This is a genomic window from Pseudomonas sp. FIP_A4 (assembly GCF_036701605.1).
Taxonomy (GTDB): Bacteria; Pseudomonadota; Gammaproteobacteria; order Pseudomonadales; family Pseudomonadaceae; genus Stutzerimonas; species Stutzerimonas phenolilytica.
In genome coordinates this window covers 55739-76983 of sequence record NZ_JAYDXP010000125.1, presented here as the reverse complement: position 1 = coordinate 76983, position 21245 = coordinate 55739, and the positions used below count along the sequence as shown (strand labels likewise).

The window sequence follows — 21245 nt, the reverse complement described above, 5'->3', positions numbered from 1 at the left end:
TCGCAACCGGTCAGTGATGGAGTAATCCCATGAGTCAGCTTCTGCCCAGCCTTGTCGAGCTGGAGCAACACGCCGAGGCCCAGCCCGCATTCGCCACTTGGCGCGCCGGCTGCGGTCCGCTCGAACACACGCTGGAAACCCAGGCGGCGGTGTTCCGTCTGGCTCATCAGCTGGTGCAGGCTGGCTTGCAGCCGGACCTCGCCAGCGTGTATCGCCTGCTGCAGGCGCTCGATCACGTTACCTGCGCGGGATTGTGGCTGGTGGTGCACATGACCTATGCCCAGCAGGTCCATCTCGATGGCACACCGCTCGCGGCCGAGGACTTCAAGCGCACGCCCGAGGGGCATACCGGCGGCGCGCTCAACATGGTGCCGGCGTATGCCGGCTACCTGGCACTCAACGCCCTCACCGGGCACACGCGAGGTTGGTTGATGGGGCAGGGGCACTGCGTCGCTGCCATCGATGCGCTCAATCTGCTGACCGGTAACCTGCATGCCGAGCAGGCTCAGGCCTACGGTGGCGGGGAAACGGGTATCAACCGCATGCTGCAGGATTTCTATGGCTACCGGCAGGCCAGCGACGGAAGTCCGCTCGCGCCGCTGGGTAGCCACGTCAACCCGCATACCGCCGGTGGCATTGCCGAGGGGGGCTATCTGGGCTTCGCGGAATTGCAGTACGCGCACATGCCGTTGCCGGGTGAAACGTTGGTAGCGTTCCTGTCGGATGGGGCCGCGGAAGAACAGCGCGGCAGCGACTGGATGCCGCGCTGGTGGCGCGCGGAAGACTGTGGCGCAGCGCTGCCGGTGATGATCGCCAATGGCCGGCGCATCGAGCAGCGCACTGCGCTGGCAACCGATGAGGGACTGGTTGGCTTCCGCCAGCACCTGAGCCACTGCGGTTTCGATCCGATTCCGTTCGATGGCCGTGACCCGGCGGCATTCGTGGCCACGCTGTGGGAGATGGAACAGCGTCTCGCGCGTAGGGTCGAGGAAAAGGAACGGGGCATTCTCAACTACCCGCTGCCGATCCCGTACGGTATCGCCGAGACCATCAAGGGCTTCGGCTTCTACGGCGCAGGCAGCAACGCCGCGCACAACTTGCCATTGCCGGGTAATCCGCGACTGGATATCGAGTCGCGCGAGCTGTTCAACCGGCACGCGGCGGAACTGTTCGTGCCGCAGGAGCAGCTGAATGCCGCGCTGACCCTGTTCACCCAGCATCGTCGCGGCCGCCCGTTGGAGCGTGACAACGCACTGGCGTTGCGCCGCCCGGCCGCGCCGGTAATCCCCAGGCTTCACTACCGTGACGATGCGTGCTCACCGATGTCCGCCGTGGATCGCTTTTTCGTCGAGCTGACCCAGGCCAACGCCGGTTTGCGGCCACGCGTCGGCAACCCCGACGAACTGGCGAGTAACCGTCTGGGCGGCGTGCTCAAGGCGCTCAAGCATCGCGTCATCGACCCGGAAAGCGAACTGGAGGCAATTGACGGCAACATCATCACCGCGCTCAACGAGGAGGCCGTGGTGTCTGCCTGCCTGGCCAACCAGGGCGGATTGAACCTGGTCGCGAGCTATGAAGCCTTCTGCGTGAAGATGCTCGGTGCCGTGCGCCAGACCCTGATCTTCGCGCGCCAGCAGAAGGAGGTCGGTCGTCCTGCCGGGTGGCTCGGCTGGCCGTTGATTGCCACTTCACACACCTGGGAAAACGGCAAGAACCAGCAGTCGCACCAGGACACCACCTTCTGCGAAGCGCTGTTGGGCGAAATGAGCGACATGGTGCGCGTGTTGTTCCCGGCCGACCACAACAGTGCGCTGGCGCTGCTGCCATCGATCTATCAGGCACGTGGCGAGCTGGCCTGCCTGGTTATGCCCAAGCGCGAGCGGCCGTGCTATTTCGACCAGCCCCAGGCCGAGCAGCTGGCACGTGACGGGGCGATCGTCGTCGATGAAAGCCGTGGTCCGGAATCGTTGCTGCTGATCGCCAACGGCAGCTATCAGTTGGGCGAAATGCTGCGTGCGGCCGAACGGCTGAAACAGGCGGATTGCGCCTACCGGCTGGTTTATCTGCAGGAACCGGGGCGTTTCCGTGCGCCGCGCGATCATTGGGAAGCCGAGGTGCATGCCGACGATGAGCTGGTGACACGGCTATTCCCGGACAGCATGGACATGCGCGTCATGCTCACGCATATGCGGCCGGAAGTGGCGCGCGGGCACCTGTGGCCGATCCTGCCGGACGCGCGGCGCAGCTCGGTGCTGGGCTATCGCAACCGTGGCGGCACGCTGGATGTGGACGGCATGCAGTTTGTCAATCGCGCCTGCTGGGCTAACGTGCTGGCCGCCTGTGCGCGCCTGCGCAGCGTTCCACGTACTGCGCTGCTGACGCGCGAGGAAGCTGCGGCGGTAGCCGGCAAGGGCAACCCCGACTGCTTGCGCTGATGGGGCGGTTGCGCGCGCAACTTCAGCGTGCGCAATCGGTGGCGCGATAGCGCTCGGTCGCGATTGGCCGGTTGCTCTTGTACTCGCTGAATTCGTAGCGCAGTACCGCGCCCTTGCTCAGCAGCGTACGCAGGCCTTGGTTGCCGCAGACGCTGACCGCCAGCTGGCTGCGCACTTGCTCGGGGTTGTCGCGCATCTGCGCGGCATGACGCGGTTGCACGCTGAGGTGATTGACCAGCTCGTTGCCATCGACCGTATAGCCCTGGTCGAGGATGTCCTCATTGATGGCGCGCGGCGTGCCGACACTGCTCTGCTGCGCGACCTGCTCGAGCAGTTGGCCCAGCTGCTGCTCCTGCAGCGATGCGGCGTGAGCATTAGGCAGCGCGAGGCTGAGAAGCAGCAGGGGGGTAAGACGGTACATGGCGATCTCCTTTTGACTGCGCTCGTTCGACCGGAAGCGGGCGACGCGGTTCATTGCCATTTTTTCTGAGGGCCGGTAGGTTGCGCCGGCTTCGCGACGATCGCAAACGGTACATCGAAACGGATTCGAAGTGCCGAACCGCGGCGTCTGCCTTCAACTCTCTGCGAGCCGACCATGCCTCATGCCGTATCCCGCCTGCGCGACGAGCGCCTCGCGCGCAGCCTCAAGCCGTTCGTTGCGCGAGGTTCGCGCACGCAGCGCTGCCCACGCTGCCGGGTTGCCGTCAGCCACTGCCTGTGCCGCTGGCTGCCGCAGGTGCCGTCGCATTGCGGGGTGTGCCTGCTGATGCACGATATCGAACCCCTGAAACCCAGCAATACCGGCTGGTTGATCGCCGACGTAGTGGCAGACTGCTACGCGTTCACCTGGCAGCGCACCGACGTCGATCCGCGCCTGCTGGAACTGCTGGCTGATCCGCAGTGGCAGCCGTGGGTGATCTTTCCAGGGGAATACGCCGAGCCGTCGCGGGTGGTCGAGCGGGTCACGCTGCCGCCGGGCAAGCGACCGCTGTTCATCCTGCTCGACGCGACGTGGACCGAGGCGCGCAAGATGTTTCGCAAGAGCCCGTATCTCGATGCGCTGCCCGTACTGAGCCTGCAGCCGGAAGCGTTGTCGCGCTATGCGTTGCGACGCTCGACCCGAGGCGAACACCTGTGTACCGCCGAGGTTGCCGCCCTGTGCCTCGAGCTCGCGGGTGACCTGCAGGCGGCGCGGGCGCTCGATGCCTGGCTCGACGTCTTCACCGAGCATTATCTGGATGCCAAGCACCACCGTGTGACCGACCTGCAAAGCGCGGCACATCATGCGCTCGCCGCCAGCGCCCGAACCTGAGCGCTCCGCTCAGGCGTTCGCCGGCTGCTCCGCGCGCGGCCACAGCTGCGCGGTGAGCATGCCGATGAACATCAGCGCACAACCGAAATAACCGCGTGGGCTAAGACTCTCGTCGAGAAACAGCGCGCCAGCGATCGCGGCGAATACCGCTTCGAGCGACAGGATGATTGCAGCGTGTGAGGCGATCGCATGCTTCTGCGCGACGACCTGCAAGGTATAGCCGACTGCCACGGCGAACAGACCGCCGTACAGCAGCGCCGGGGCGGCCAGCCAGACAGCCTCGAGACTCGCGTCCTCGAACAGCGCGGCGAGCATCAGGCTGACCACCGCGCAGGTTGCGAATTGCAGGAATGCCAGGCGGATGGCGTCGTGGCGGCTGACGAAGAAGCTCACCAGCAACACGTGCAATCCCCATACGAACGCGCCGGCCAGCTGGATCCAGTCACCGGAAGCGACCTGAAAGTTCTCGCCGATGCTCAGCAGCGCCATGCCGCCTACTGCCAGTACGGCGCCGAGCCAGGTACCAAGTCCAGTACGGTTGCCGATGATCAGGCCGAGCAGCGGCACGACGATGACGTAAAGGCCGGTGATGAACCCGGAGTTGGTCACGCTGGTGAACAGCAGGCCGACCTGCTGCAGATTGATGCCGAGCGTCAGTGCCAGCCCCATCGCCAGCCCGCCGAGCAGCAGCCCGCGTTGCATGAACGGCTCATGGCGAGCAGCATGGCGCCCCTGATACAACAGCAGCGGCAGCAATGCGAGCGCGCCGAGCGCGAAGCGCAGCCCGGTAAAAAGGAAGGGGCCTATATTGTCCATGCCTACGCGCTGGGCTACGAATGCCGTGCCCCAGATCATGGCGGTAATCAGCATCAGGAAATCGGCACGGAGGGCTTGGCTACGCATGTTTGAGCTCTATGCAAAGGAGCCGCAAACTTTGCAGCAAAGCATCGCGCTTGACCACTTATTCTGCGGTCGGCATGCTTGCGCCGCTTGAGGTTTTCCGGCAACTCCCGGGATCGACTGACACAGTTGGTCAAAGCGCCAATAAAAAATACAGGTCTGCCCAATGGCTGCTTACGAAATAATCATTGCCGATGATCACCCGTTGTTTCGTAGCGCCTTGCAACAGGCGCTGACCATGGGGCTGGGCGACAACGTTCGTCTGGTCGAGGCGGCGAGCATCGCCGAACTCGAAGCCCTGCTTGACCAAGGCGCCAACTGGGATCTGGTTCTGCTCGACCTGAACATGCCCGGCGCCTACGGCTTTTCCGGTCTGGTGTTGTTGCGCGGACAGTATCCGCACCTACCCGTGGTCATGATCTCGGCGCAGGAAGATGCCGCAGTGGTCTCGCGCTCCCGCGAGTTCGGTGCCAGCGGTTTCATTCCGAAATCCAGTTCGCTGGAAACCATCCAGGAGGCGGTTAGGACCGTGCTCGACGGGGACGTGTGGTGGCCGAGCAACATCCAGGACGTCGGTCATGTCAGCGACGAGGCGAAAGCCGCGAGCGCCGGACTTGCCAGCCTGACACCGCAACAGTTCCGTGTGCTGACCATGGTGTGTGACGGTTTGCTGAACAAGCAGATCGCCTACGAACTCAACGTGTCGGAAGCCACCATCAAGGCGCATGTGACCGCGATCTTCCGCAAGCTAGGTGTGCGCACGCGCACCCAGGCCGCACTGCTGCTGCAGCAGATGGGCTCTATTCCCACCGCCTGACGGCTCATCTTGCCACCGACGCAGTCAGGCGATCGGTGGCAGGATGATTTCATCGCTGCGACGCACTCCGTGAGTCAGCGCCCGACACTGCTCGAGAAACTCGCGCATTGCTGCAGTCTGGTACTTGTGCGAGTGCCAGATGAACGAGAACTGGCGGCTCAGATCCAGTTGCGGCGTGTCCACCGGCACCAGGCTGCCGCGCCGGAATGCATCCCGTAGCGCCAAGCGTGAGATGCAGCTGATCCCCAATCCCGACTCGACTGCGCGCTTGATCGCCTCGGTATGCTCCAGCTCCAGGCGGACGTTGAGGCGGCCCGGTCGGTGGCGCATGGCCTGGTCGAAAGCCAGGCGAGTTCCCGACCCCTGTTCGCGAAGAATCCAGGCCTCACGCGCCAGTTCGTCCAGATCGACGATATCGCGGCTGGCCAACGGATGCTGCGGAGCGCAGAACACTACCAGTTCGTCTTCGACCCAGGGTTCGACGATCAAGTCAGGGTGCTGACAGTCGCCTTCGATCAGACCCAGATCAAGGTCATGCTGCGCGATCTGCTGCACAATATGCGCCGTGTTGTGGACATGCAGTTTTACTCTGCAGTCGGGATGGCGCTGCATGAAGCCGCCAATCAACAAGGTGGCGAGATAATTGCCGATGGTCAGCGTCGCGCCCACGGCCAGCGAGCCGAAGCCGCTTTTGCCGTTGAGCAGATCCTCGATGGCGCGCGCCTGGTCAAGCAGGGCCACGGCCTGCGGTAACAGTTGCTGGCCCAGCGCATTAAGCGCCAGTCGCTTGCCGGCGCGATCGAACAGCAGGCAACCCGACTGCCGCTCCAGCTCCGCCAGCGAAGTACTGGTCGCCGACTGTGACAGCGAGAGGCTTTCGGCGGCGCGAGAGACGCTTTCCAGGCGGGCGATGGCAGAGAAAACCTGCATTTGTCTCAAGGTAAAATGCATATCGATATAACCGATAACCCATATCTTAATTATTTAATTAACGGATAAGCGATCTGTATATAAACTGGCGCTCATCCGCGCAAGACGCACTATCCGTTGTAAACGAGGAACTCGCAGCATGAGCAACCTGAACGTGGAACGTGTCCTCAGTGTGCACCACTGGAACGATACGTTGTTCAGCTTCAAAACCACCCGCAATCCCGGCCTGCGGTTCGAAAACGGGCAGTTCGTCATGATCGGTCTGGAAGTGGGCGGGCGTCCGCTGATGCGCGCCTACAGCATCGCCAGTCCGAACTATGAGGAGCATCTGGAGTTCTTCAGCATCAAGGTGCAGGACGGTCCGCTGACCTCGCGCCTGCAGCACCTGCAGGAAGGCGATCAGCTGATGGTCAGCCGCAAGCCGACCGGGACGCTGGTGCTTGACGACCTGCTGCCGGGCAAGCATCTCTACCTCCTCAGCACCGGCACCGGGTTGGCGCCGTTCATGAGCGTCATCCAGGACCCCGAAACCTACGAGCGTTTCGAGAAGGTCATCCTGGTGCATGGTGTGCGCTACGTGAATGAAGTGGCGTACCGCGAGTTCATCACCGAGCACCTGCCGCAGAACGAGTTTTTCGGCGAGGCGGTCAAGGAGAAGCTGATTTACTACCCGACGGTGACGCGCGAGCCTTTCGAGAATCAGGGGCGACTCACCGATCTGATGCGCAGCGGCAAGTTGTTCAGTGATATTGGTCTGCCACCGATCAACCCTCAGGACGATCGCGCAATGATCTGTGGCAGCCCGAGCATGCTCGAAGAGACCAGCCAGGTGCTGGATAGCTTCGGTCTGAAAGTTTCGCCGCGCATGGGCGATCCGGGCGACTACCTGATTGAACGCGCATTCGTCGAGAAGTAAACGCCGAGGTTGCGTCAGGCCAGCGCACACGACGGTGCGCTGGCCTGACGATGAAGCAGGCCGCGACTAGCGATTCGACTCGCTACAGATAGGCCGCACAGCATTTCTTGAATTTCAGTCCGCTGCCGCAAGGGCAGTTGTCGTTGCGTCCGACCTTGAGCGGTACCGTCGGATCGATGAAATACCAGCGGCCCTCCCGCTGGACGAATGCCGAACGTTCCTGATGACTATGTTCGCCGCTCTGGTCGTGCCAGCGCGCGGTGAAGGTCACCAGCGCATGCTCCGGCTGACCACCCAGCACAGTGCTCTGCTCGATCTCCAGCCCCAGCCAGGTGCTTTCCAGGCTCCACTGGCGGATCGACTCCAGGTTCAGGAGTGGCTGCTGCACCGGCAGCGTGGTGGCTTGCAGGTAATCGATCAGGCCGAGCACATAGGCGCTGTAGCGCGAGCGCATCAGCAACTCGGCGCTGGGCGCAGGCGTACCGGCGTGATAGCGGCCACAGCATTGGGCCAGGGTGTTTGCGCTGCCGCAGGGGCATTGTTCGGTTTGCGCTGCCTGTATGTTCATCATTACCACCAATATTTGCCGAACATTTGCGGATTGGCCCAGAACTTGGCGTTCAGCCAGTCGGGAATCTGCTTGTAATCCAGCAGGTCATAGGTGAATAGCGTGAGAATCTGCGCGTCTCGTTGGAAGCGATCGGCTATCTGCAGGCCGAGCGAAAAGAAATCGGTGGTTTGCCAGTCGCTTGCCTCCAAATCGATTAAAACCGCCAGGCGGCTCGCATGGAGATTGCGAATACCACCCAGCAGCTCACGGCCGTGACGTTTGGGTAGGTGTTCCAGGCAGTCCACGATCAGTGCGAGATCGTAGCGCTGCTGCACGACATTCGCGTCCGGCGAGGCGCCGTCGATGTGGTCCGCCCGGCTGTGCGGATGGCCCGCCAGATAAGCGTCGAGCGCCGGCGGACGGCTTTGACCGACCTGAAGGACATGTTCTGGCTGGTACTGCTCGAGCAATGCGGCGAGCGCTTGCTGCGGCGTGCGGGCGTTGGCAATCACGCGAAAAAATCCTCGACAAGAGGCGCAAGACTAGCGTGGTCACCGATCGCGGCCTAGTCTCAAAGCAACCGGAGCCGCCTGAGGTCGAGCAGGTGGTGGTTCTGGACGAACCCACAGCGGAGGTTTTATCGATGAGTACCCTACGGACAGCAGTACCCGTGATTGTAATGACCACGTTCCTGGCCGGTTGCGCGGGCGTGCAGAAGCAGGACTGGCCTACCTGTGCCGCGATTGGTGGCGTCACGGGTGCCGCGCTTGGTGCGATCGAGAGTTCCACCTATGCCGGTTGGGGCGCCGTGATCGGCGGTGGTGTCGCGGCGGCCTATTGCTGGGCGAACGGCACCGAGGAGCAGACGGTCGCGGTGGTCGAAACCGTCGAGCCGATGCCGACCGAGGAACCGGAGCCCGCAGCCGAGCCAGTGCGCGTCGAGCTTGACGTGAAGTTCGACTTCGACCGTGCGGTCGTCAAGCCTGACAGCTACGGCGATATCCAGAATCTCGCGGACTTCATGAAGGAGTACGGGCAGACCACCACGGTGCTGGAAGGCCATACCGACTCGGTCGGCACCGATGCCTACAACCAGCGGCTTTCCGAGCGTCGCGCCAATGCTGTGCGCGAAGTGCTGGTCAACCAGTACGGCGTGGAGGCTGGTCGGGTGGATGCGGTCGGTTACGGTGAGTCGCGTCCGGTAGCGGATAACGCGACCGATGCCGGACGGGCAATCAACCGTCGAGTGGAAGCGGAAGTCGAAGCGCGACCCTGATCCCAGATGTACAACCGAGCCGGGCACTGCCCGGCTTTTCTTTGCGCACCGTGGTGTGCCGGAAGACACGGCAATTTTGTGCTCAGAACACCGGGCGCGCGCTGGCTATCGCGATGAGTGCAAGGCCGAGCAGCAGGTTCAGCCCCACCAATGCTCGAATCTTCCCCAGGACCGCACCGCCTGCCGGCCAATCCTGGCCGTCCACGGCGCGTCGGAGCGCCGGTAGCTGCAGCAGTACTAGCCGCAGAAATAGCGCCAGCATGACCAGATACAAGCCGGTCATCACATGTACGTAGCCAGGGGCGCTGGCCATCGCACCGAAGCGCAGATGCCACATACCGATGCCGCTGATTGGCAGCACTGCCACCGCGATCCAGACCCATTGGACGAACCGGCGGAACACCTCGGCCCACAGCCGCAGGCGTTCGGGCGCCTGCAATACGGCAACGGCCGCCGGGCGCAGAACCATCCAGGCGAAGAACATACCGCCCACCCACAACACGGCGGCCAATACGTGCAAGGCATAGAGCGAGGCAAATAGGGTCATGGCAAATCTCCGCTGGCGATCGGGGCGACGCGCGTTATCATAGCCGCCCATTTGAAGTACTGAAAATATATACAGCATCAGCGCCCATGCTCAGCACCGAACTCAAGTCCCAGATCCAGGGCGCCTATTCCCGTTTTCTCGAGGCCAAGGGCCTCAAGCCGCGTTACGGTCAGCGGTTGATGATCGCCGAGGTAACCAAGGTGCTGGGCGCCATCAAGGCCGATGGCGAGGGCCGTCGTGAAGGCGAGCCGGCGGTGGTGGCGGTGGAAGCCGGCACGGGCACTGGCAAGACCGTGGCCTACAGCATTGCGGCGATTCCAACGGCGAAGGCTGCCGGCAAGCGCCTAGTTATTGCTACCGCGACCGTTGCGCTGCAGGAGCAGATCGTCAACAAGGATCTCCCTGACCTGATGCGCAACAGCGGGCTGAATTTCAGCTTCGCCTTGGCCAAGGGGCGCGGGCGCTACCTGTGCCTGTCGAAGCTGGATCTACTGCTGCAGGAAGGGCACGCGCAGACGGCCACCGCTCAGCTGTTCGAGGAGGAGGGCTTTCGCATCGACGTCGACGAGCGCAGCCAGAAGCTGTTCACCGGCATGATTGAAAAGCTCGCCGGCAACCGCTGGGATGGCGATCGCGACAGCTGGCCCGAAGAACTGGACGATGCCGACTGGTCGCGTCTGACCACCGATCACAGCCAGTGCACCGGCCGACATTGCCCCAACTTCCAGCAATGCGCGTTCTACAAGGCCCGCGAGGGCATGACCAAGGTCGATGTCATCGTCACCAACCACGACATGGTGCTAGCCGACTTGGCGCTCGGCGGCGGTGCGGTGCTGCCCGATCCGCGTGACACGCTATACGTATTCGACGAAGGCCATCACCTGCCGGACAAGGCGATCGGCCATTTTGCGCATTTCACCCGTCTGCGTTCGACCGGTGAGTGGCTGGGGCAGGTGGAGAAGAATCTGACCAAGCTGCTCGCCCAGCATCCGTTGCCGGGTGAGCTCGGCAGGCTGATCGAAGGCGTGCCGGAGCTGGCGCGCGAGCTGCGCAGCCAGCAACAGTTCATGTTCAGCGCCTGCGAGCAACTGGCTGATTTCCGCGCCGGCGAGGATATGGAAGGGCGCGAACGGCCGCGCCATCGCTTTGTCGGTGGCGTGGTGCCGGAACACCTGATCGAGCTGGGCGTAGAGTTGAAGAAGGGCTTCGCGCGCCTGACCGACCTGTTCACGCGTATCGCCGAGCTGCTCAAAGAGGCGATGGATGGCGAGGCGGGCGGCGGCATCGCCAGTCACCAGGCGGAAGAGTGGTATCCACTGTTTGGCAGTCTGCTGACCCGCGCCCAGGGAAACTGGGAGTTGTGGACGGCGTTTACCGTCGAAGACCCGCAGGACAGTCCCCCAATGGCGCGCTGGCTGACGCTTGCCGATGGCGGTGCGTTGTTCGATATCGAGGTCAATGCCAGCCCGATCCTGGCGGCCGAGACGTTGCGGCGCAATCTCTGGAATGTCGCTTACGGTGCACTGGTAACCTCTGCCACGCTGACGGCGCTCAACAGCTTCGACCGCTACCGCATGCGCGCAGGCCTGCCGCGGTCTGCCGTTACTGCCGTGGTGCCGAGTCCGTTTCATCATGCGGACGCCGGGGTCCTGCGGGTGCCGAACCTGCAAGCTGATCCGCGTGACGCCGCTGCGCACACCGCGGCGATCGTCCGCGAACTGCCGGGTCTGGTGGAGCATTCACGCGGTACGCTGGTGCTGTTCTCCTCGCGCCGGCAGATGCAGGACGTATTCGATGGCCTCGAGCGTGACTGGCGTCGCAGGGTGCTGATTCAAGGCAACCTGTCCAAACAGGAAACTCTGAACAAGCACCGCAAGCGGGTTGATGACGGAGAGTCCAGTGTGCTGTTCGGCCTGGCGAGTTTCGCCGAAGGGGTCGATCTGCCCGGTGCCTATTGCGAGCATGTGGTGATCGCCAAGATTCCCTTCGCAGTGCCGGACGATCCGGTGGAAGCGGCGCTGGCCGAGTGGATCGAAGCGCGGGGCGGCAACCCGTTCATGGAAATTGCCGTGCCGGATGCTTCGCTGCGACTGGTGCAGGCCTGCGGTCGCCTGCTGCGCACCGAGGCCGACCGCGGCACCATCACCTTGCTCGATCGACGAGTGGTGACACAGCGCTATGGCAAGGCGATTCTCAATGCGTTGCCGCCGTTTCGTCGTGAGATCGACTGATTACTTCCGACACATTCGTGCGGTTTTCTTCCGGTGATGCTGCTGGAACAATGCGCCGATAACATCCGATCACAGGTGGCAGCGTGCAGATACAAGGTTATTTCGATCTTCGTTTCGAGGCGGTGCGAGATGCATTCGCCGCGCTTTTCGAGCACACCCAGACCCGCGGTGCGGCTGTCTGCGTGCAGATCGCCGGCGAGACGGTCGTCGATCTGTGGGCTGGCGTGGCTGACAATGCCGGTGAGCTGCCATGGCACGGCGATACGCTGGTCAACCTGTTCTCCTGTACCAAGACCTTCACCGCCGTCGCGGCGCTGCAATTGGTCGCCGAGGGCAAACTGCAGCTCGATGCGCCGGTTGCCGACGTCTGGCCGGAGTTCGCCGCCAACGGCAAGGCGCGCATCACGCTGCGCCAGCTGCTCTGCCATCGCGCGGGTCTGCCTGCCCTGCGCCAGCCATTGCCGCCCGAGGCCCTGTACGACTGGAATGCCATGATCGCCGCAATAGCCGCGGAGCAGCCCTGGTGGACGCCCGGCGAGGCCCAGGGCTACGCCGCGATGACCTACGGCTGGCTGGTGGGAGAGGTGATCCGACGAGCCGACGGATCGGAGCCGGGAGCTGCCATCGTGGCCAGAACGGCCACCCCGTTGGGGCTGGATTTCCATATCGGCCTCGATGACGAGGAGTTTCACCGCGTCGCTTACCTGACCCGCGCCAAAAACGAGTTCGGCGATGCGGCGGCGCAGCGGCTGTTCAAGGTCTTGATGAGTGATCCGGCATCGTTGAGCGCGCGTGCCTTCAACAATCCACCATCGATCATGAACAGCGGTAACAAGCCCGAGTGGCGGCGCATGGCGCAGCCCGCGGCGAACGGACATGGCAACGCGCGTTCTTTGGCAGGCTTCTATTCCGGTCTGCTGCTGGGACGTTTGCTGGACACGGCCGTGCTCGATGAAATGCGTCGTGAGCACAGCGCTGGCGAAGACCTTACGCTGTTATCCCAGACCCGCTTCGGGCTTGGCTGTTGGCTCGATCAGCCAGAGGTCGCCAACGCGACTTTCGCGATGGGCCCGAGGGCTTTCGGCCATCCGGGGGCCGGCGGTAGTATCGGCTTCGCCGACCCCGACAGGGACCTGGCGTTCGGTTTCGCCACCAATACGCTCGGCCCTTATGTGCTGATGGACCCCCGTGCGCAGGCCCTGGCGCGAAGTGTGGCGCAATGCATCGGTTAACCGCTCGTCAGTTCTGCATGGCAAGGCTTTGCAGGGCAGGGACTTGCGGCCACAATTTGATCAATCTCTTCAATTATTGCCGGCTGGGCTGCCTGGCGAGAATCTGAACTCAAACGTCTGACGGAATCCGCACATGAACATGCTGAAAAGCGCTTCTCTGATTGTCTGCCTGATGGTGGTCGGCTGCAGCTCCAAGGATGAGAAGCCCACCGAGGCCGCGGCTGCGGCGCCTGCCGTGGCGAAGGTCGATACGGCCTGGATGGACGATTACGAGCCGCGTTTGCGCGAGGCGATCAAGGATAGCCGCTTCGAGCTGGAGCGCCGCGACAACCTCTTGGTGATCACTGCTCCGGTGGATTCCTCATTCAATCCTGATCGTCCCGGCATGCTGTTGCCGATCACGCTGGGTCCCATCACGCGGGTAGCCAAACTGGTGGAAAAGGACAGTAAGGCCGCCGTGGTTATTCTCGGCCACGCCGATAGCACCGGTTCCGACGAGATCAATCGCACCATCAGTCGCGAGCGGGCCGGCGCAGTGGCCGCCATATTCCGCCTCAGCGGTTTGAAGCACGATCGCCTGCGCATCCGCGGCATGGGGTCGGACAAGCCGCGGGCTGCCAATGACAGCAAGGACGGGCGCGCGCTGAACCGTCGTGTCGAGATGCTGTTGACTCAGCAGGTCAGCTTGCTGGCGACGGTAGCCGAATATAACGATCCGACTGCGACTGCGACTGCCGCTGTAGCAGCACCGGCCGCGGCTACGCAGGTTGCGGTTGCCAAAACCGCCAAGGGCGAGAAGTAGCAGCACGGTAGTCGCATCATCGACGGGCCTTTTCAGGCCCGTTTGCTTTTGCGTTGAATCAAGCGCGCGGCCTGGTTGCAGGGATAAGCTAGGCTCCGGGCGGCTGCGCGATGGCCGCCACCCGTGAGGCGAGTGCGCCGTGCGCTGCCTTCGATCCGGCCCGTTTGACGAAGAAGGAACCCGCGAATGATCCAGTCCCTGGCCGATATGCGCCGCGACTACACCCGTGAAGGACTCAGCGAAGCGAACGCTCCTGACGAACCGTTCAGCCTGTTTCGCCAGTGGTTCGGTGAGGCGATGAAGACCGAGCAGGCGCCGGTCGAGCCCAATGCCATGTCGCTGGCGACCGTGGATGAGGCGGGCCGGCCGCACTGCCGGATCCTGCTGCTCAAGGCGCTGGATGAACGTGGTTTCACGTTCTTCACTAACTACGACAGCGACAAGGGGCAGCAGATGAGTCGGCAGCCTTTTGCCGCGATGACGTTCTTCTGGCCGACGCTGGAGCGCCAGGTGCGTATCGAGGGGCGGGTAGAGAAGGTCAGCGTCGAAGAGTCGGACGCCTACTACCATGTACGGCCACTGGGTAGCCGCCTGGGCGCTTGGGCGTCGCCGCAGAGCCAGGTGATTGCCGATCGCGCAGAGCTGGAACGCCTGCTCGCCGCAACCGAACAACGCTTCCTCGATCAGGCACCGCACTGTCCGCCGCACTGGGGCGGCTACCGGTTGATACCGGAGCGTATCGAGTTCTGGCAGGGCCGTCCGAGCCGTCTGCATGACCGACTCGATTACCGCTGCGTGACCGGTGGCTGGGAGCGTCGGCGACTGGCACCCTGAAGCGTTCTTGAGTGAGCCGTCGACCGGGCTGCGAGCGGCGGTCGACTGGGCTTATTGCTGAGTGCGACGGGTTGGATAGTGCTGGATTTCACGCTCCAGCCACGCCTGCAGATCCCGCCGCTTGATCTTCTGCGCTTTGGCTTCGCCCAGTCGGCTCAGCAGCCACGCTCGCTTATCGGGATCGCTGCCGGCGATCGAGTAGGCGAGGTCGCGTTCGATCCAGCGGCGAAAGCGGATGAACAGCCAGGCGTGGAAAGCCAGGCCGGCGAAGGTGGTGACGGCTATGATGAAATAATCCACGGACATTCTCGTTCGGTTGAATACGATCTGACGGCTCATGCATGCCGCCAAGCAGCGAGAATGCTGCGGCAGGGCCGGTTGGTTGCCAAGCGATTCGTTCGTTTTTCAGGAGAGAACCCATGCGCAAGTCAATTTATATCGCTTCACTCACTGCCGTAGCGCTCGCGGTCGGCGGCTGCGCGTCCAGCCTGACGGGCGACACCTATTCGCGTGACGAAGCGCGCGCCGTCCAGACTGTTCGCTATGGAACCATCGAGTCGCTGCGACCGGTCAAGATCGAAGGAACCAAGACGCCGATCGGCACCGGTGCTGGCGCCATTGTGGGCGGAGTGGCCGGCAGCGGTGTGGGCGGCGGGCGCGGCAGTGCTGTTGCGGCGGTCATCGGTGCGGTAGCGGGCGGTATGCTCGGCGCGGCGGCGGAGGAGGGTTTCACCCGCACGCAGGGCGTCGAGATCACCGTGCGTGAGGACGACGGCAATATCCGCGCTTATGTGCAGGAGGTTGAGCCGAACCAGGTGTTCAGGGTCGGCCAGCGGGTACGCATCCTGAGCGTAAGCGGAACCAGTCGCGTCACACCCTGACGGCGGGACCCTACAAAAGGCGCGGCTTCGCTTTGCGGCGGGGCGGCGCCTTTTTGTTTTTCGTAATACATGGACCCATGACGTTCACTGCGGTGATATGGATAATCGAGCGCATCTATGTGTGCGCGCGAGCTGATAGTCAGTTCGCTTAGAAGAAGAAATGCCGTCGAGCCGGACGGCCCAGAGAGAACCCCATGACGCTTGCGTTGATCATCGCTTTGCCTTTCTTGGGCATTTGTCTGCCGTTGCTGCTGGAGCGCGCCGGCCGCTCGGCGTGCGCCTTCGGAGCCGGCATCGGGCCGTTGGCCGCGCTGGTGTTGCTGCTCTCCGAGCGCTCCGCAGTGTTCGCCGGGAAGGTACAGATCGTGCAGGTGCCCTGGTTGCCGGAGTTGGGGCTGAATCTGAGTCTGCGTCTCGATGGTCTGGGCTTTCTATTTGCGCTACTGATTCTCGGCATTGGCCTGCTGGTCATTCTGTATGCGCGCTACTACCTGGCCAAGCGCGACCCAATGGGACGCTTCTTCGGCTTCTTCCTGCTATTCATGGGCTCGATGCTGGGCATCGTGCTGTCGGAAAACCTGCTGCTGATGCTGATGTTCTGGGAGCTGACGAGTCTGTCGTCGTTTCTGTTGATCGGCTACTGGAACCACCGCGCCGATGCCCGCCAGGGGGCCCGCATGGCACTGGCGGTCACGGGTGGCGGCGGTCTGGCGCTGCTCGCCGGGGTGCTGCTGATCGGTCAGGTGGTCGGCAGCTTCGAACTCAGCAGCGTGCTCGACGCAGGCGAGGCGATTCGCAACAGTGCGCTCTATCCGGTGATCCTGGTGCTGGTGCTTTTGGGCGTTTTCACCAAATCGGCACAATTTCCGTTTCACTTCTGGTTACCACAGGCGATGGCGGCGCCGACACCAGTCTCGGCTTTCCTGCACTCGGCGACGATGGTGAAGGCCGGGGTGTTCCTGCTTGCGCGCCTGTATCCGGCGTTAGCGTACTCGGATTTGTGGTTCTATCTGGTGAGCATGACCGGCCTGGCGACCCTGCTGGTAGGTGCGGTGATGGCACTTTTCCAGCATGACCTCAAGGGGCTGCTGGCCTATTCCACTATCAGTCACCTGGGCCTGATCACGCTGTTGTTCGGGCTGGATTCGCGGTTGGCAGCGGTGGCGGCGATCTTCCATATCATCAACCACGCGACCTTCAAGGCCTCGCTGTTCATGGCCGCGGGCATCATCGACCATGAAACCGGTACGCGGGACATGCGGCGCATCAACGGTATGTGGAAGTACATGCCGCACACCGCGATGCTGGCAATGGTGGCGTCGCTGGCGATGGCCGGTGTGCCATTGCTCAACGGCTTCCTCAGCAAGGAAATGTTCTTCGCCGAAACGCTGGATCAGCATCTGCTCGGCAGCTTCTACTGGATCATCCCGGCACTGGCGACGATTGCCAGCGCCTTTTCGGTGGCATATTCGCTGCGCTTCATCCATGACGTGTTTTTCAATGGCGAGCCGATCGACCTGCCGAAATACCCGCCGCATGAACCGGCGCGCTACATGAAGATTCCAGTGGAGGTGCTGGTGCTGCTCTGCCTGCTGGTGGGCATGTTGCCCGCCTATACGGTAGCGCCGCTGCTGGCATCGGCCGTAGCGGCAAGCCTGAACAGCGAAGCGCCGCAATACAGCCTGGCGATCTGGCACGGATTCAACCTGCCGCTGATCATGAGCTTTCTGGCGCTGACCGGTGGTGTGCTGATCTATTCGCTGCGTCGTTGGGTGTTCCGCTGGTACGAGGGGCTTCCGGTGGTCGATTCGCTGATGGTCTTCGAGCGCGCCATGGGTGCACTCACCGCAGCGGCACGCAAGCTCACCGATGGCCTGGATAACGGCTCGCTGCAGCGCTACCTCGCACTGATGTTGTCCAGTGCGCTGGCGCTGGTGGTGTTCGCACTGTCGACGCTGGACTCCTTCCACGGCAGCGTCGCGATGACCCCGTACGATGGCGTGACAGTGTTGGGCATGGCGATCCTCGCGCTGGCCTCGCTGCTGACCGTGCTCTTTCACCGTCGCCGGCTGATTTCGCTGATGGTGCTCGGGGTGGTCGGGCTGATGGTGTCACTGGCATTCGCTCGCTATTCGGCGCCCGATCTGGCGCTGACCCAGCTGTCGGTCGAGGTGGTGTCGATCATCCTGTTGATTCTGGCGCTGTTCTTCATGCCTGACCGGACCCCGGCCGAATCCAGCAGTCTGCGTAGCTTGCGCGATCTGCTCCTCGCCGGTGGTTGCGGCACGATGGTCGCTTTGCTGGCCTACGCGGTTCTGACTCGCCCGTACGAAAGCATCGCCGGGTTTTTCCTGGAGAACAGCGTGTCCGGGGGCGGTGGGACCAACGTGGTCAACGTGATTCTGGTGGACTTCCGCGGCTTCGATACGCTCGGTGAGATCAGTGTGCTGGCAATCGCCGGCGTGGCCATCTACGGCCTGCTATATGGCCTGCACTTGCCGCATCCGTTGCGCGACTATGGCGGCAGGCCGTGGTCGCCGGACAGCCATCCGATGATTCTCGACGTGTTGGCGCGTGCTCTGCTGCCGCTGGCCATGCTGATTTCGGTGTTCATCTTCCTGCGCGGACACAATCTGCCAGGGGGGGGGTTCATCGCTGGATTGATCACCGCCGCAGCGCTGATCCTGCAATACATCTCACACGGGGTCGCCTGGGCGCAGGAGCGTCAGCCCGTGAGCTATCACGCGATCAGTGGCGCCGGGCTGCTGATCGCCGGGCTGACCGGGCTTGGCAGCTGGCTGTTCGGCTATCCGTTCCTGACCTCGACGTTCGGACATTTTCATCTGCCGCTGGTGGGCGAGTTCGAGCTGGCGACTGCGATGCTGTTCGATCTCGGGGTTTATCTGGTGGTCGTCGGCGCGACGCTGCTGATCCTCTCCAACATCGGCCATGTCGGTCAGGACGAAACGAGCAGGGAGGTGCTCTGATGGAAGCCTTGTTTGCCATCACTCTGGGGGTGATGACCGCCAGTGGCGTTTACCTGCTGTTGCGGGCGCGGATCTTTCCGGTGGTTGTGGGGCTGACGCTGATTTCTTATGCGGTCAACCTGTTCATTTTTTCGATGGGCCGTCTGGCGACCGGAGTGCCGGCAGTCATCGGGCAGAGCGCGGAGTATGGCGACCCGCTGCCACAGGCGCTGGTGCTGACTGCGATCGTCATCGGCTTCGCCATGACCGCGTTCGTGGTGGTGCTGGCCCTGCGTGGGCTTGGTGAGCTGCGCACGGACCATGTGGATGGTCAGGAGCCACGCGAATGAATCACGTGCTGATCCTGCCTATTCTGCTGCCGCTGTTCATGGGTGCGGTGTTGCTGTTTGGCCATCGGCTGGGTAGCTCCAGCAAGCGCCTGCTATCGCTGTTGGCGACCTGGGCGCTGGTGCCGCTTGCGCTCTGGTTGCTGTTGCTTGCCGGTGACGATCAGCTGCGCGTGTATGCGCTGGGTAACTGGCAGCCGCCGTTCGGTATCGTCCTGCTGTTGGATCGCCTGAGCGCGTTGATGCTGATGGTGACGGCGCTGCTCGCCGGTTTCGCGCTGCTGTACGCCTGTCGTGGCGACGATGAGCGCGGGCCGAATTTCCATGCGCTGTTCCAGTTGCAGCTGCTCGGCATCAACGGCGCCTTTCTCACGGGCGATCTGTTCAACCTGTTCGTGTTCTTCGAGATTCTGCTGATCTCGTCCTATGCGCTGCTGGTGCATGGCCATGGCCCGTCGCGCATTCGCTCGGGCATGCATTATGTGGTGTTGAATTTGCTGGGCTCTTCGTTCTTCCTGTTGGGCGTGAGCATGTTGTACGGCGTGCTGGGTACGCTGAACATGGCGGATCTGGCCTGGCGCACCTCGCTGCTCGATCCGGCGCAGGCACCGCTGGTAGCCGCCGCCGGTTTCCTGTTGCTGGTGGTATTCGCCCTGAAGGCGGCGATCCTTCCGCTGTATTTCTGGTTGCCCCGTGCCTATGCGGCGGCGACGGCTCCGGTGGCGGCGCTCTTCGCAATCATGACGAAGGTCGGGCTGTACGCGATCCTACGCGTATTCACGCTGATCTACGGCAGCGAGGCCGGCGAGCTGAGCAACTTGGTACAGGTCTGGCTCTGGCCGTTGTCGTTGCTCACGCTGGCGGCGGGCGTCATTGGTGCGCTGGCGGCGCGCAACCTGCAGGTCTTGCTGGCCTATCTGGTCGTGGCTTCGGTCGGCACCTTGCTGGCGGGCATTGCGCTGGGCAGCGCCAGTGGCATCGCAGCGGCGCTGTACTACCTGCTGCATAGCACGTTGATCGCCGGGGCACTGTTCCTGTTGGCCGATTTGATCGGCCAACAACGCGGTGCGATTGGCACGGATCTGATCTCCGCCGGGCCGCTGCGCCAGCCGCTGCTGCTGGGCATGCTGTTCTTTCTCGGGGCAATCTCAGTGGCGGGGCTGCCGCCTTTTTCCGGCTTCCTCGGCAAGCTCATGCTGATGCGGGCGGTGGAACTGAGCAGTCAGGCGGCCTGGCTGTGGTCGGTGCTGCTGGTTGGTGGGCTGGGCATGCTGATCGCGCTCAGTCGCGCCGGGAGCCTGGTGTTCTGGCGTACCAATGACGAGAGCCCAGCCATTGTTGATGCAGGTGCCGACCCGGTCAGGCTGCTGGCAACCCTGGGCTTGCTCTCCGGTAGCTTGCTGCTGGTCGTGCTCGCGCAGCCAGTACAGGGCTATCTGCAGGCGACGGCGAGTCAGCTGCTGAATCTGCAGCCCTATCTGCAGACGATTACCGGAGGTGGCGCATGAAGAAGTCACGCTGGCTGCCTCATCCTGCCCTCAGCGTATTGCTCACGCTGCTGTGGCTGATGTTGAACAACACCTTGAGCGCCGGTCATGTGGTGCTCGGTGCTGTGCTCGGTTGGGGCCTGCCGCTGCTGCTGCGGCGTTTTCTCATCGAAGTTCCGACGGTACGCAAACCGTTGCTGCTGTGCCGCTTCATCGCCCTGGTGTTCTACGACATCGTGGTGGCGAATCTGCATGTCGCCAAACTGGTGCTCGGACCGAAGAGCCGGCTCGCCCCGGCGTTCGTCGAGGTGCCGATGGCGATCGAGGATGATTTCGTGCTCGCGGTACTGACCAGCATCATCTCGCTGACTCCGGGCACGGTATCGGCCGGTCTGAGTCCGGATCACAAGACCCTGCTGTTGCACGCCCTGGACGCGCCGGACGCCGAGGCGCTGGTGCACGAGGTGAAGTCGCGCTACGAGGCGCCGCTGCTGGAGATTTTCGAATGCTCACGTACGTGATACCCATCTGCCTGGCGATCATGTCGCTGGCGGCGGTACTTAACCTGGCACGTCTGATCATTGGCCCGGAGATGCCGGATCGGGTGCTGGCGCTGGATACGCTCTACATCAACGCGCTCGCGCTGATCGTGCTGTTCGGCATCTGGCTGGCGTCGGAGCTGTTCTTCGAGGCCGCTCTACTGATCGCGGTGATGGGGTTCATCAGTACGGTCGCAGTAGGCAAGCACCTGCTGCACGGCGACATCATTGACTGAGGATTGC

Annotated in this window: 21 protein-coding genes and 1 pseudogene; 15 read left to right on the top strand and 7 right to left on the bottom strand. The window is 62.9% G+C overall.

Annotation, left to right across the window (positions count from 1 at the left end; all coding sequences use genetic code 11):
- Positions 1-29 precede the first annotated feature (29 nt).
- A complete protein-coding gene (locus U8L64_RS13145; RefSeq protein WP_333397993.1) occupies positions 30-2435 on the top strand; it encodes a xylulose 5-phosphate 3-epimerase in 2406 nt (801 codons plus the stop codon).
- Between the two features lie 22 nt (positions 2436-2457).
- On the opposite strand, the gene U8L64_RS13140 is transcribed toward U8L64_RS13145, so the two are convergent.
- Positions 2458-2856 carry a PA3611 family quorum-sensing-regulated virulence factor gene (locus U8L64_RS13140; protein ID WP_175415026.1) on the bottom strand — a complete coding sequence of 133 codons (399 nt, stop codon included), beginning with the start codon at positions 2854-2856 and terminating at the stop codon, positions 2458-2460.
- Positions 2857-3030: 174 nt separating this feature from the next.
- Here U8L64_RS13140 and U8L64_RS13135 point away from each other — a divergent pair, with 174 nt between their 5' ends.
- Positions 3031-3747 carry a tRNA-uridine aminocarboxypropyltransferase gene (locus tag U8L64_RS13135; protein WP_043296573.1) on the top strand — a complete coding sequence of 239 codons (717 nt, stop codon included), beginning with the start codon at positions 3031-3033 and terminating at the stop codon, positions 3745-3747.
- A 9-nt stretch (positions 3748-3756) separates the two neighbouring features.
- Here U8L64_RS13135 and U8L64_RS13130 read toward each other — a convergent pair whose 3' ends face one another.
- Positions 3757-4650: a DMT family transporter gene (locus U8L64_RS13130; RefSeq protein WP_043296571.1), complete on the bottom strand. Its 894-nt coding sequence runs from the start codon at positions 4648-4650 to the stop codon at positions 3757-3759.
- 163 nt (positions 4651-4813) lie between these two features.
- Between U8L64_RS13130 and erdR the strand changes: the two genes are divergently transcribed.
- Positions 4814-5464, top strand: a complete 651-nt coding sequence (gene erdR, locus U8L64_RS13125) for a response regulator transcription factor ErdR (RefSeq protein ID WP_043296569.1) — start codon at positions 4814-4816, stop codon at positions 5462-5464.
- Positions 5465-5488: 24 nt separating this feature from the next.
- Here the strand turns inward: erdR and U8L64_RS13120 are convergent, their stop codons facing one another.
- The gene (locus tag U8L64_RS13120; protein ID WP_333397985.1) at positions 5489-6415 is read right to left on the bottom strand and encodes a LysR family transcriptional regulator; all 927 of its coding nucleotides are present in this window, start codon (positions 6413-6415) and stop codon (positions 5489-5491) included.
- Positions 6416-6533: 118 nt separating this feature from the next.
- Between U8L64_RS13120 and fpr the strand changes: the two genes are divergently transcribed.
- Complete coding sequence (fpr, locus tag U8L64_RS13115) at positions 6534-7310, top strand: ferredoxin-NADP reductase (protein WP_008566852.1); 777 nt, start codon at positions 6534-6536, stop codon at positions 7308-7310.
- An 82-nt stretch (positions 7311-7392) separates the two neighbouring features.
- Here fpr and U8L64_RS13110 read toward each other — a convergent pair whose 3' ends face one another.
- Positions 7393-7878 (bottom strand): YchJ family protein, encoded by a 486-nt coding sequence (locus tag U8L64_RS13110; RefSeq protein ID WP_138299686.1) that lies wholly within the window; start codon positions 7876-7878, stop codon positions 7393-7395.
- A gap of 2 nt (positions 7879-7880) precedes the next feature.
- On the bottom strand, positions 7881-8372 hold the full coding sequence (locus tag U8L64_RS13105; protein WP_077683973.1) for a DUF6231 family protein: 492 nt from the start codon (positions 8370-8372) through the stop codon (positions 7881-7883).
- A 410-nt stretch (positions 8373-8782) separates the two neighbouring features.
- On the opposite strand from U8L64_RS13105, the pseudogene U8L64_RS13100 reads away from it, so the two are divergent.
- Positions 8783-9136 (top strand): annotated as a pseudogene (locus U8L64_RS13100) (OmpA family protein); the annotation flags it as partial.
- Between the two features lie 82 nt (positions 9137-9218).
- Here U8L64_RS13100 and U8L64_RS13095 read toward each other — a convergent pair.
- Positions 9219-9683 (bottom strand): CopD family protein, encoded by a 465-nt coding sequence (locus tag U8L64_RS13095; RefSeq protein WP_333397979.1) that lies wholly within the window; start codon positions 9681-9683, stop codon positions 9219-9221.
- An 86-nt stretch (positions 9684-9769) separates the two neighbouring features.
- Here U8L64_RS13095 and dinG point away from each other — a divergent pair, with 86 nt between their 5' ends.
- The 4 genes from dinG to pdxH all read left to right on the top strand — a co-directional run bounded on the left by dinG (position 9770) and on the right by pdxH (position 14782).
- Positions 9770-11914 carry an ATP-dependent DNA helicase DinG gene (gene dinG / locus U8L64_RS13090; protein WP_333397977.1) on the top strand — a complete coding sequence of 715 codons (2145 nt, stop codon included), beginning with the start codon at positions 9770-9772 and terminating at the stop codon, positions 11912-11914.
- 83 nt (positions 11915-11997) lie between these two features.
- Positions 11998-13146, top strand: a complete 1149-nt coding sequence (locus tag U8L64_RS13085; protein ID WP_156716540.1) for a serine hydrolase domain-containing protein — start codon at positions 11998-12000, stop codon at positions 13144-13146.
- A gap of 133 nt (positions 13147-13279) precedes the next feature.
- Positions 13280-13948 (top strand): OmpA family protein, encoded by a 669-nt coding sequence (locus tag U8L64_RS13080; protein ID WP_077683976.1) that lies wholly within the window; start codon positions 13280-13282, stop codon positions 13946-13948.
- A gap of 186 nt (positions 13949-14134) precedes the next feature.
- Positions 14135-14782, top strand: coding sequence for a pyridoxamine 5'-phosphate oxidase (gene pdxH / locus U8L64_RS13075; RefSeq protein ID WP_077683977.1), 648 nt, complete (start codon positions 14135-14137; stop codon positions 14780-14782).
- A gap of 51 nt (positions 14783-14833) precedes the next feature.
- On the opposite strand, the gene U8L64_RS13070 is transcribed toward pdxH, so the two are convergent.
- On the bottom strand, positions 14834-15082 hold the full coding sequence (locus U8L64_RS13070) for a hypothetical protein (protein WP_037019268.1): 249 nt from the start codon (positions 15080-15082) through the stop codon (positions 14834-14836).
- Between the two features lie 119 nt (positions 15083-15201).
- Between U8L64_RS13070 and U8L64_RS13065 the strand changes: the two genes are divergently transcribed.
- From U8L64_RS13065 to U8L64_RS13040, 6 genes are all read left to right on the top strand, one after another.
- Positions 15202-15663: a glycine zipper 2TM domain-containing protein gene (locus tag U8L64_RS13065; protein ID WP_043296552.1), complete on the top strand. Its 462-nt coding sequence runs from the start codon at positions 15202-15204 to the stop codon at positions 15661-15663.
- A 194-nt stretch (positions 15664-15857) separates the two neighbouring features.
- Complete coding sequence (locus tag U8L64_RS13060) at positions 15858-18650, top strand: monovalent cation/H+ antiporter subunit A (protein WP_333397971.1); 2793 nt, start codon at positions 15858-15860, stop codon at positions 18648-18650.
- Positions 18650-18979 carry a Na+/H+ antiporter subunit C gene (locus U8L64_RS13055; RefSeq protein WP_008566867.1) on the top strand — a complete coding sequence of 110 codons (330 nt, stop codon included), beginning with the start codon at positions 18650-18652 and terminating at the stop codon, positions 18977-18979. Before U8L64_RS13060 ends, U8L64_RS13055 begins: the two co-directional genes overlap by 1 nt.
- The gene (locus U8L64_RS13050; RefSeq protein WP_333397969.1) at positions 18976-20484 is read left to right on the top strand and encodes a monovalent cation/H+ antiporter subunit D; all 1509 of its coding nucleotides are present in this window, start codon (positions 18976-18978) and stop codon (positions 20482-20484) included. The genes U8L64_RS13055 and U8L64_RS13050 overlap by 4 nt, the downstream gene beginning before the upstream one ends.
- The gene (locus U8L64_RS13045; RefSeq protein WP_234302138.1) at positions 20481-20984 is read left to right on the top strand and encodes a Na+/H+ antiporter subunit E; all 504 of its coding nucleotides are present in this window, start codon (positions 20481-20483) and stop codon (positions 20982-20984) included. Before U8L64_RS13050 ends, U8L64_RS13045 begins: the two co-directional genes overlap by 4 nt.
- A complete protein-coding gene (locus U8L64_RS13040; RefSeq protein WP_054095318.1) occupies positions 20969-21238 on the top strand; it encodes a K+/H+ antiporter subunit F in 270 nt (89 codons plus the stop codon). The genes U8L64_RS13045 and U8L64_RS13040 overlap by 16 nt, the downstream gene beginning before the upstream one ends.
- The last annotated feature ends 7 nt before the right edge of the window (positions 21239-21245 follow it).

Bases quoted from the DNA above. Each gene is read 5' to 3' on its own strand.
- U8L64_RS13050 (WP_333397969.1), top strand. From the start codon at position 18,976: ATGAATCACGTGCTGATCCTGCCTATTCTGCTGCCGCTGTTCATGGGT.
- U8L64_RS13080 (WP_077683976.1), top strand. From the start codon at position 13,280: ATGAACATGCTGAAAAGCGCTTCTCTGATTGTCTGCCTGATGGTGGTC.
- U8L64_RS13040 (WP_054095318.1), top strand. From the start codon at position 20,969: ATGCTCACGTACGTGATACCCATCTGCCTGGCGATCATGTCGCTGGCG.
- U8L64_RS13120 (WP_333397985.1), bottom strand. From the start codon at position 6,415: ATGCATTTTACCTTGAGACAAATGCAGGTTTTCTCTGCCATCGCCCGC.
- U8L64_RS13110 (WP_138299686.1), bottom strand. From the start codon at position 7,878: ATGAACATACAGGCAGCGCAAACCGAACAATGCCCCTGCGGCAGCGCA.
- U8L64_RS13060 (WP_333397971.1), top strand. From the start codon at position 15,858: ATGACGCTTGCGTTGATCATCGCTTTGCCTTTCTTGGGCATTTGTCTG.
- U8L64_RS13045 (WP_234302138.1), top strand. From the start codon at position 20,481: ATGAAGAAGTCACGCTGGCTGCCTCATCCTGCCCTCAGCGTATTGCTC.
- dinG (WP_333397977.1), top strand. From the start codon at position 9,770: ATGCTCAGCACCGAACTCAAGTCCCAGATCCAGGGCGCCTATTCCCGT.
- fpr (WP_008566852.1), top strand. From the start codon at position 6,534: ATGAGCAACCTGAACGTGGAACGTGTCCTCAGTGTGCACCACTGGAAC.
- U8L64_RS13055 (WP_008566867.1), top strand. From the start codon at position 18,650: ATGGAAGCCTTGTTTGCCATCACTCTGGGGGTGATGACCGCCAGTGGC.
- U8L64_RS13140 (WP_175415026.1), bottom strand. From the start codon at position 2,856: ATGTACCGTCTTACCCCCCTGCTGCTTCTCAGCCTCGCGCTGCCTAAT.
- U8L64_RS13135 (WP_043296573.1), top strand. From the start codon at position 3,031: ATGCCTCATGCCGTATCCCGCCTGCGCGACGAGCGCCTCGCGCGCAGC.
- erdR (WP_043296569.1), top strand. From the start codon at position 4,814: ATGGCTGCTTACGAAATAATCATTGCCGATGATCACCCGTTGTTTCGT.
- U8L64_RS13095 (WP_333397979.1), bottom strand. From the start codon at position 9,683: ATGACCCTATTTGCCTCGCTCTATGCCTTGCACGTATTGGCCGCCGTG.
- U8L64_RS13065 (WP_043296552.1), top strand. From the start codon at position 15,202: ATGCGCAAGTCAATTTATATCGCTTCACTCACTGCCGTAGCGCTCGCG.
- U8L64_RS13145 (WP_333397993.1), top strand. From the start codon at position 30: ATGAGTCAGCTTCTGCCCAGCCTTGTCGAGCTGGAGCAACACGCCGAG.
- pdxH (WP_077683977.1), top strand. From the start codon at position 14,135: ATGATCCAGTCCCTGGCCGATATGCGCCGCGACTACACCCGTGAAGGA.
- U8L64_RS13130 (WP_043296571.1), bottom strand. From the start codon at position 4,650: ATGCGTAGCCAAGCCCTCCGTGCCGATTTCCTGATGCTGATTACCGCC.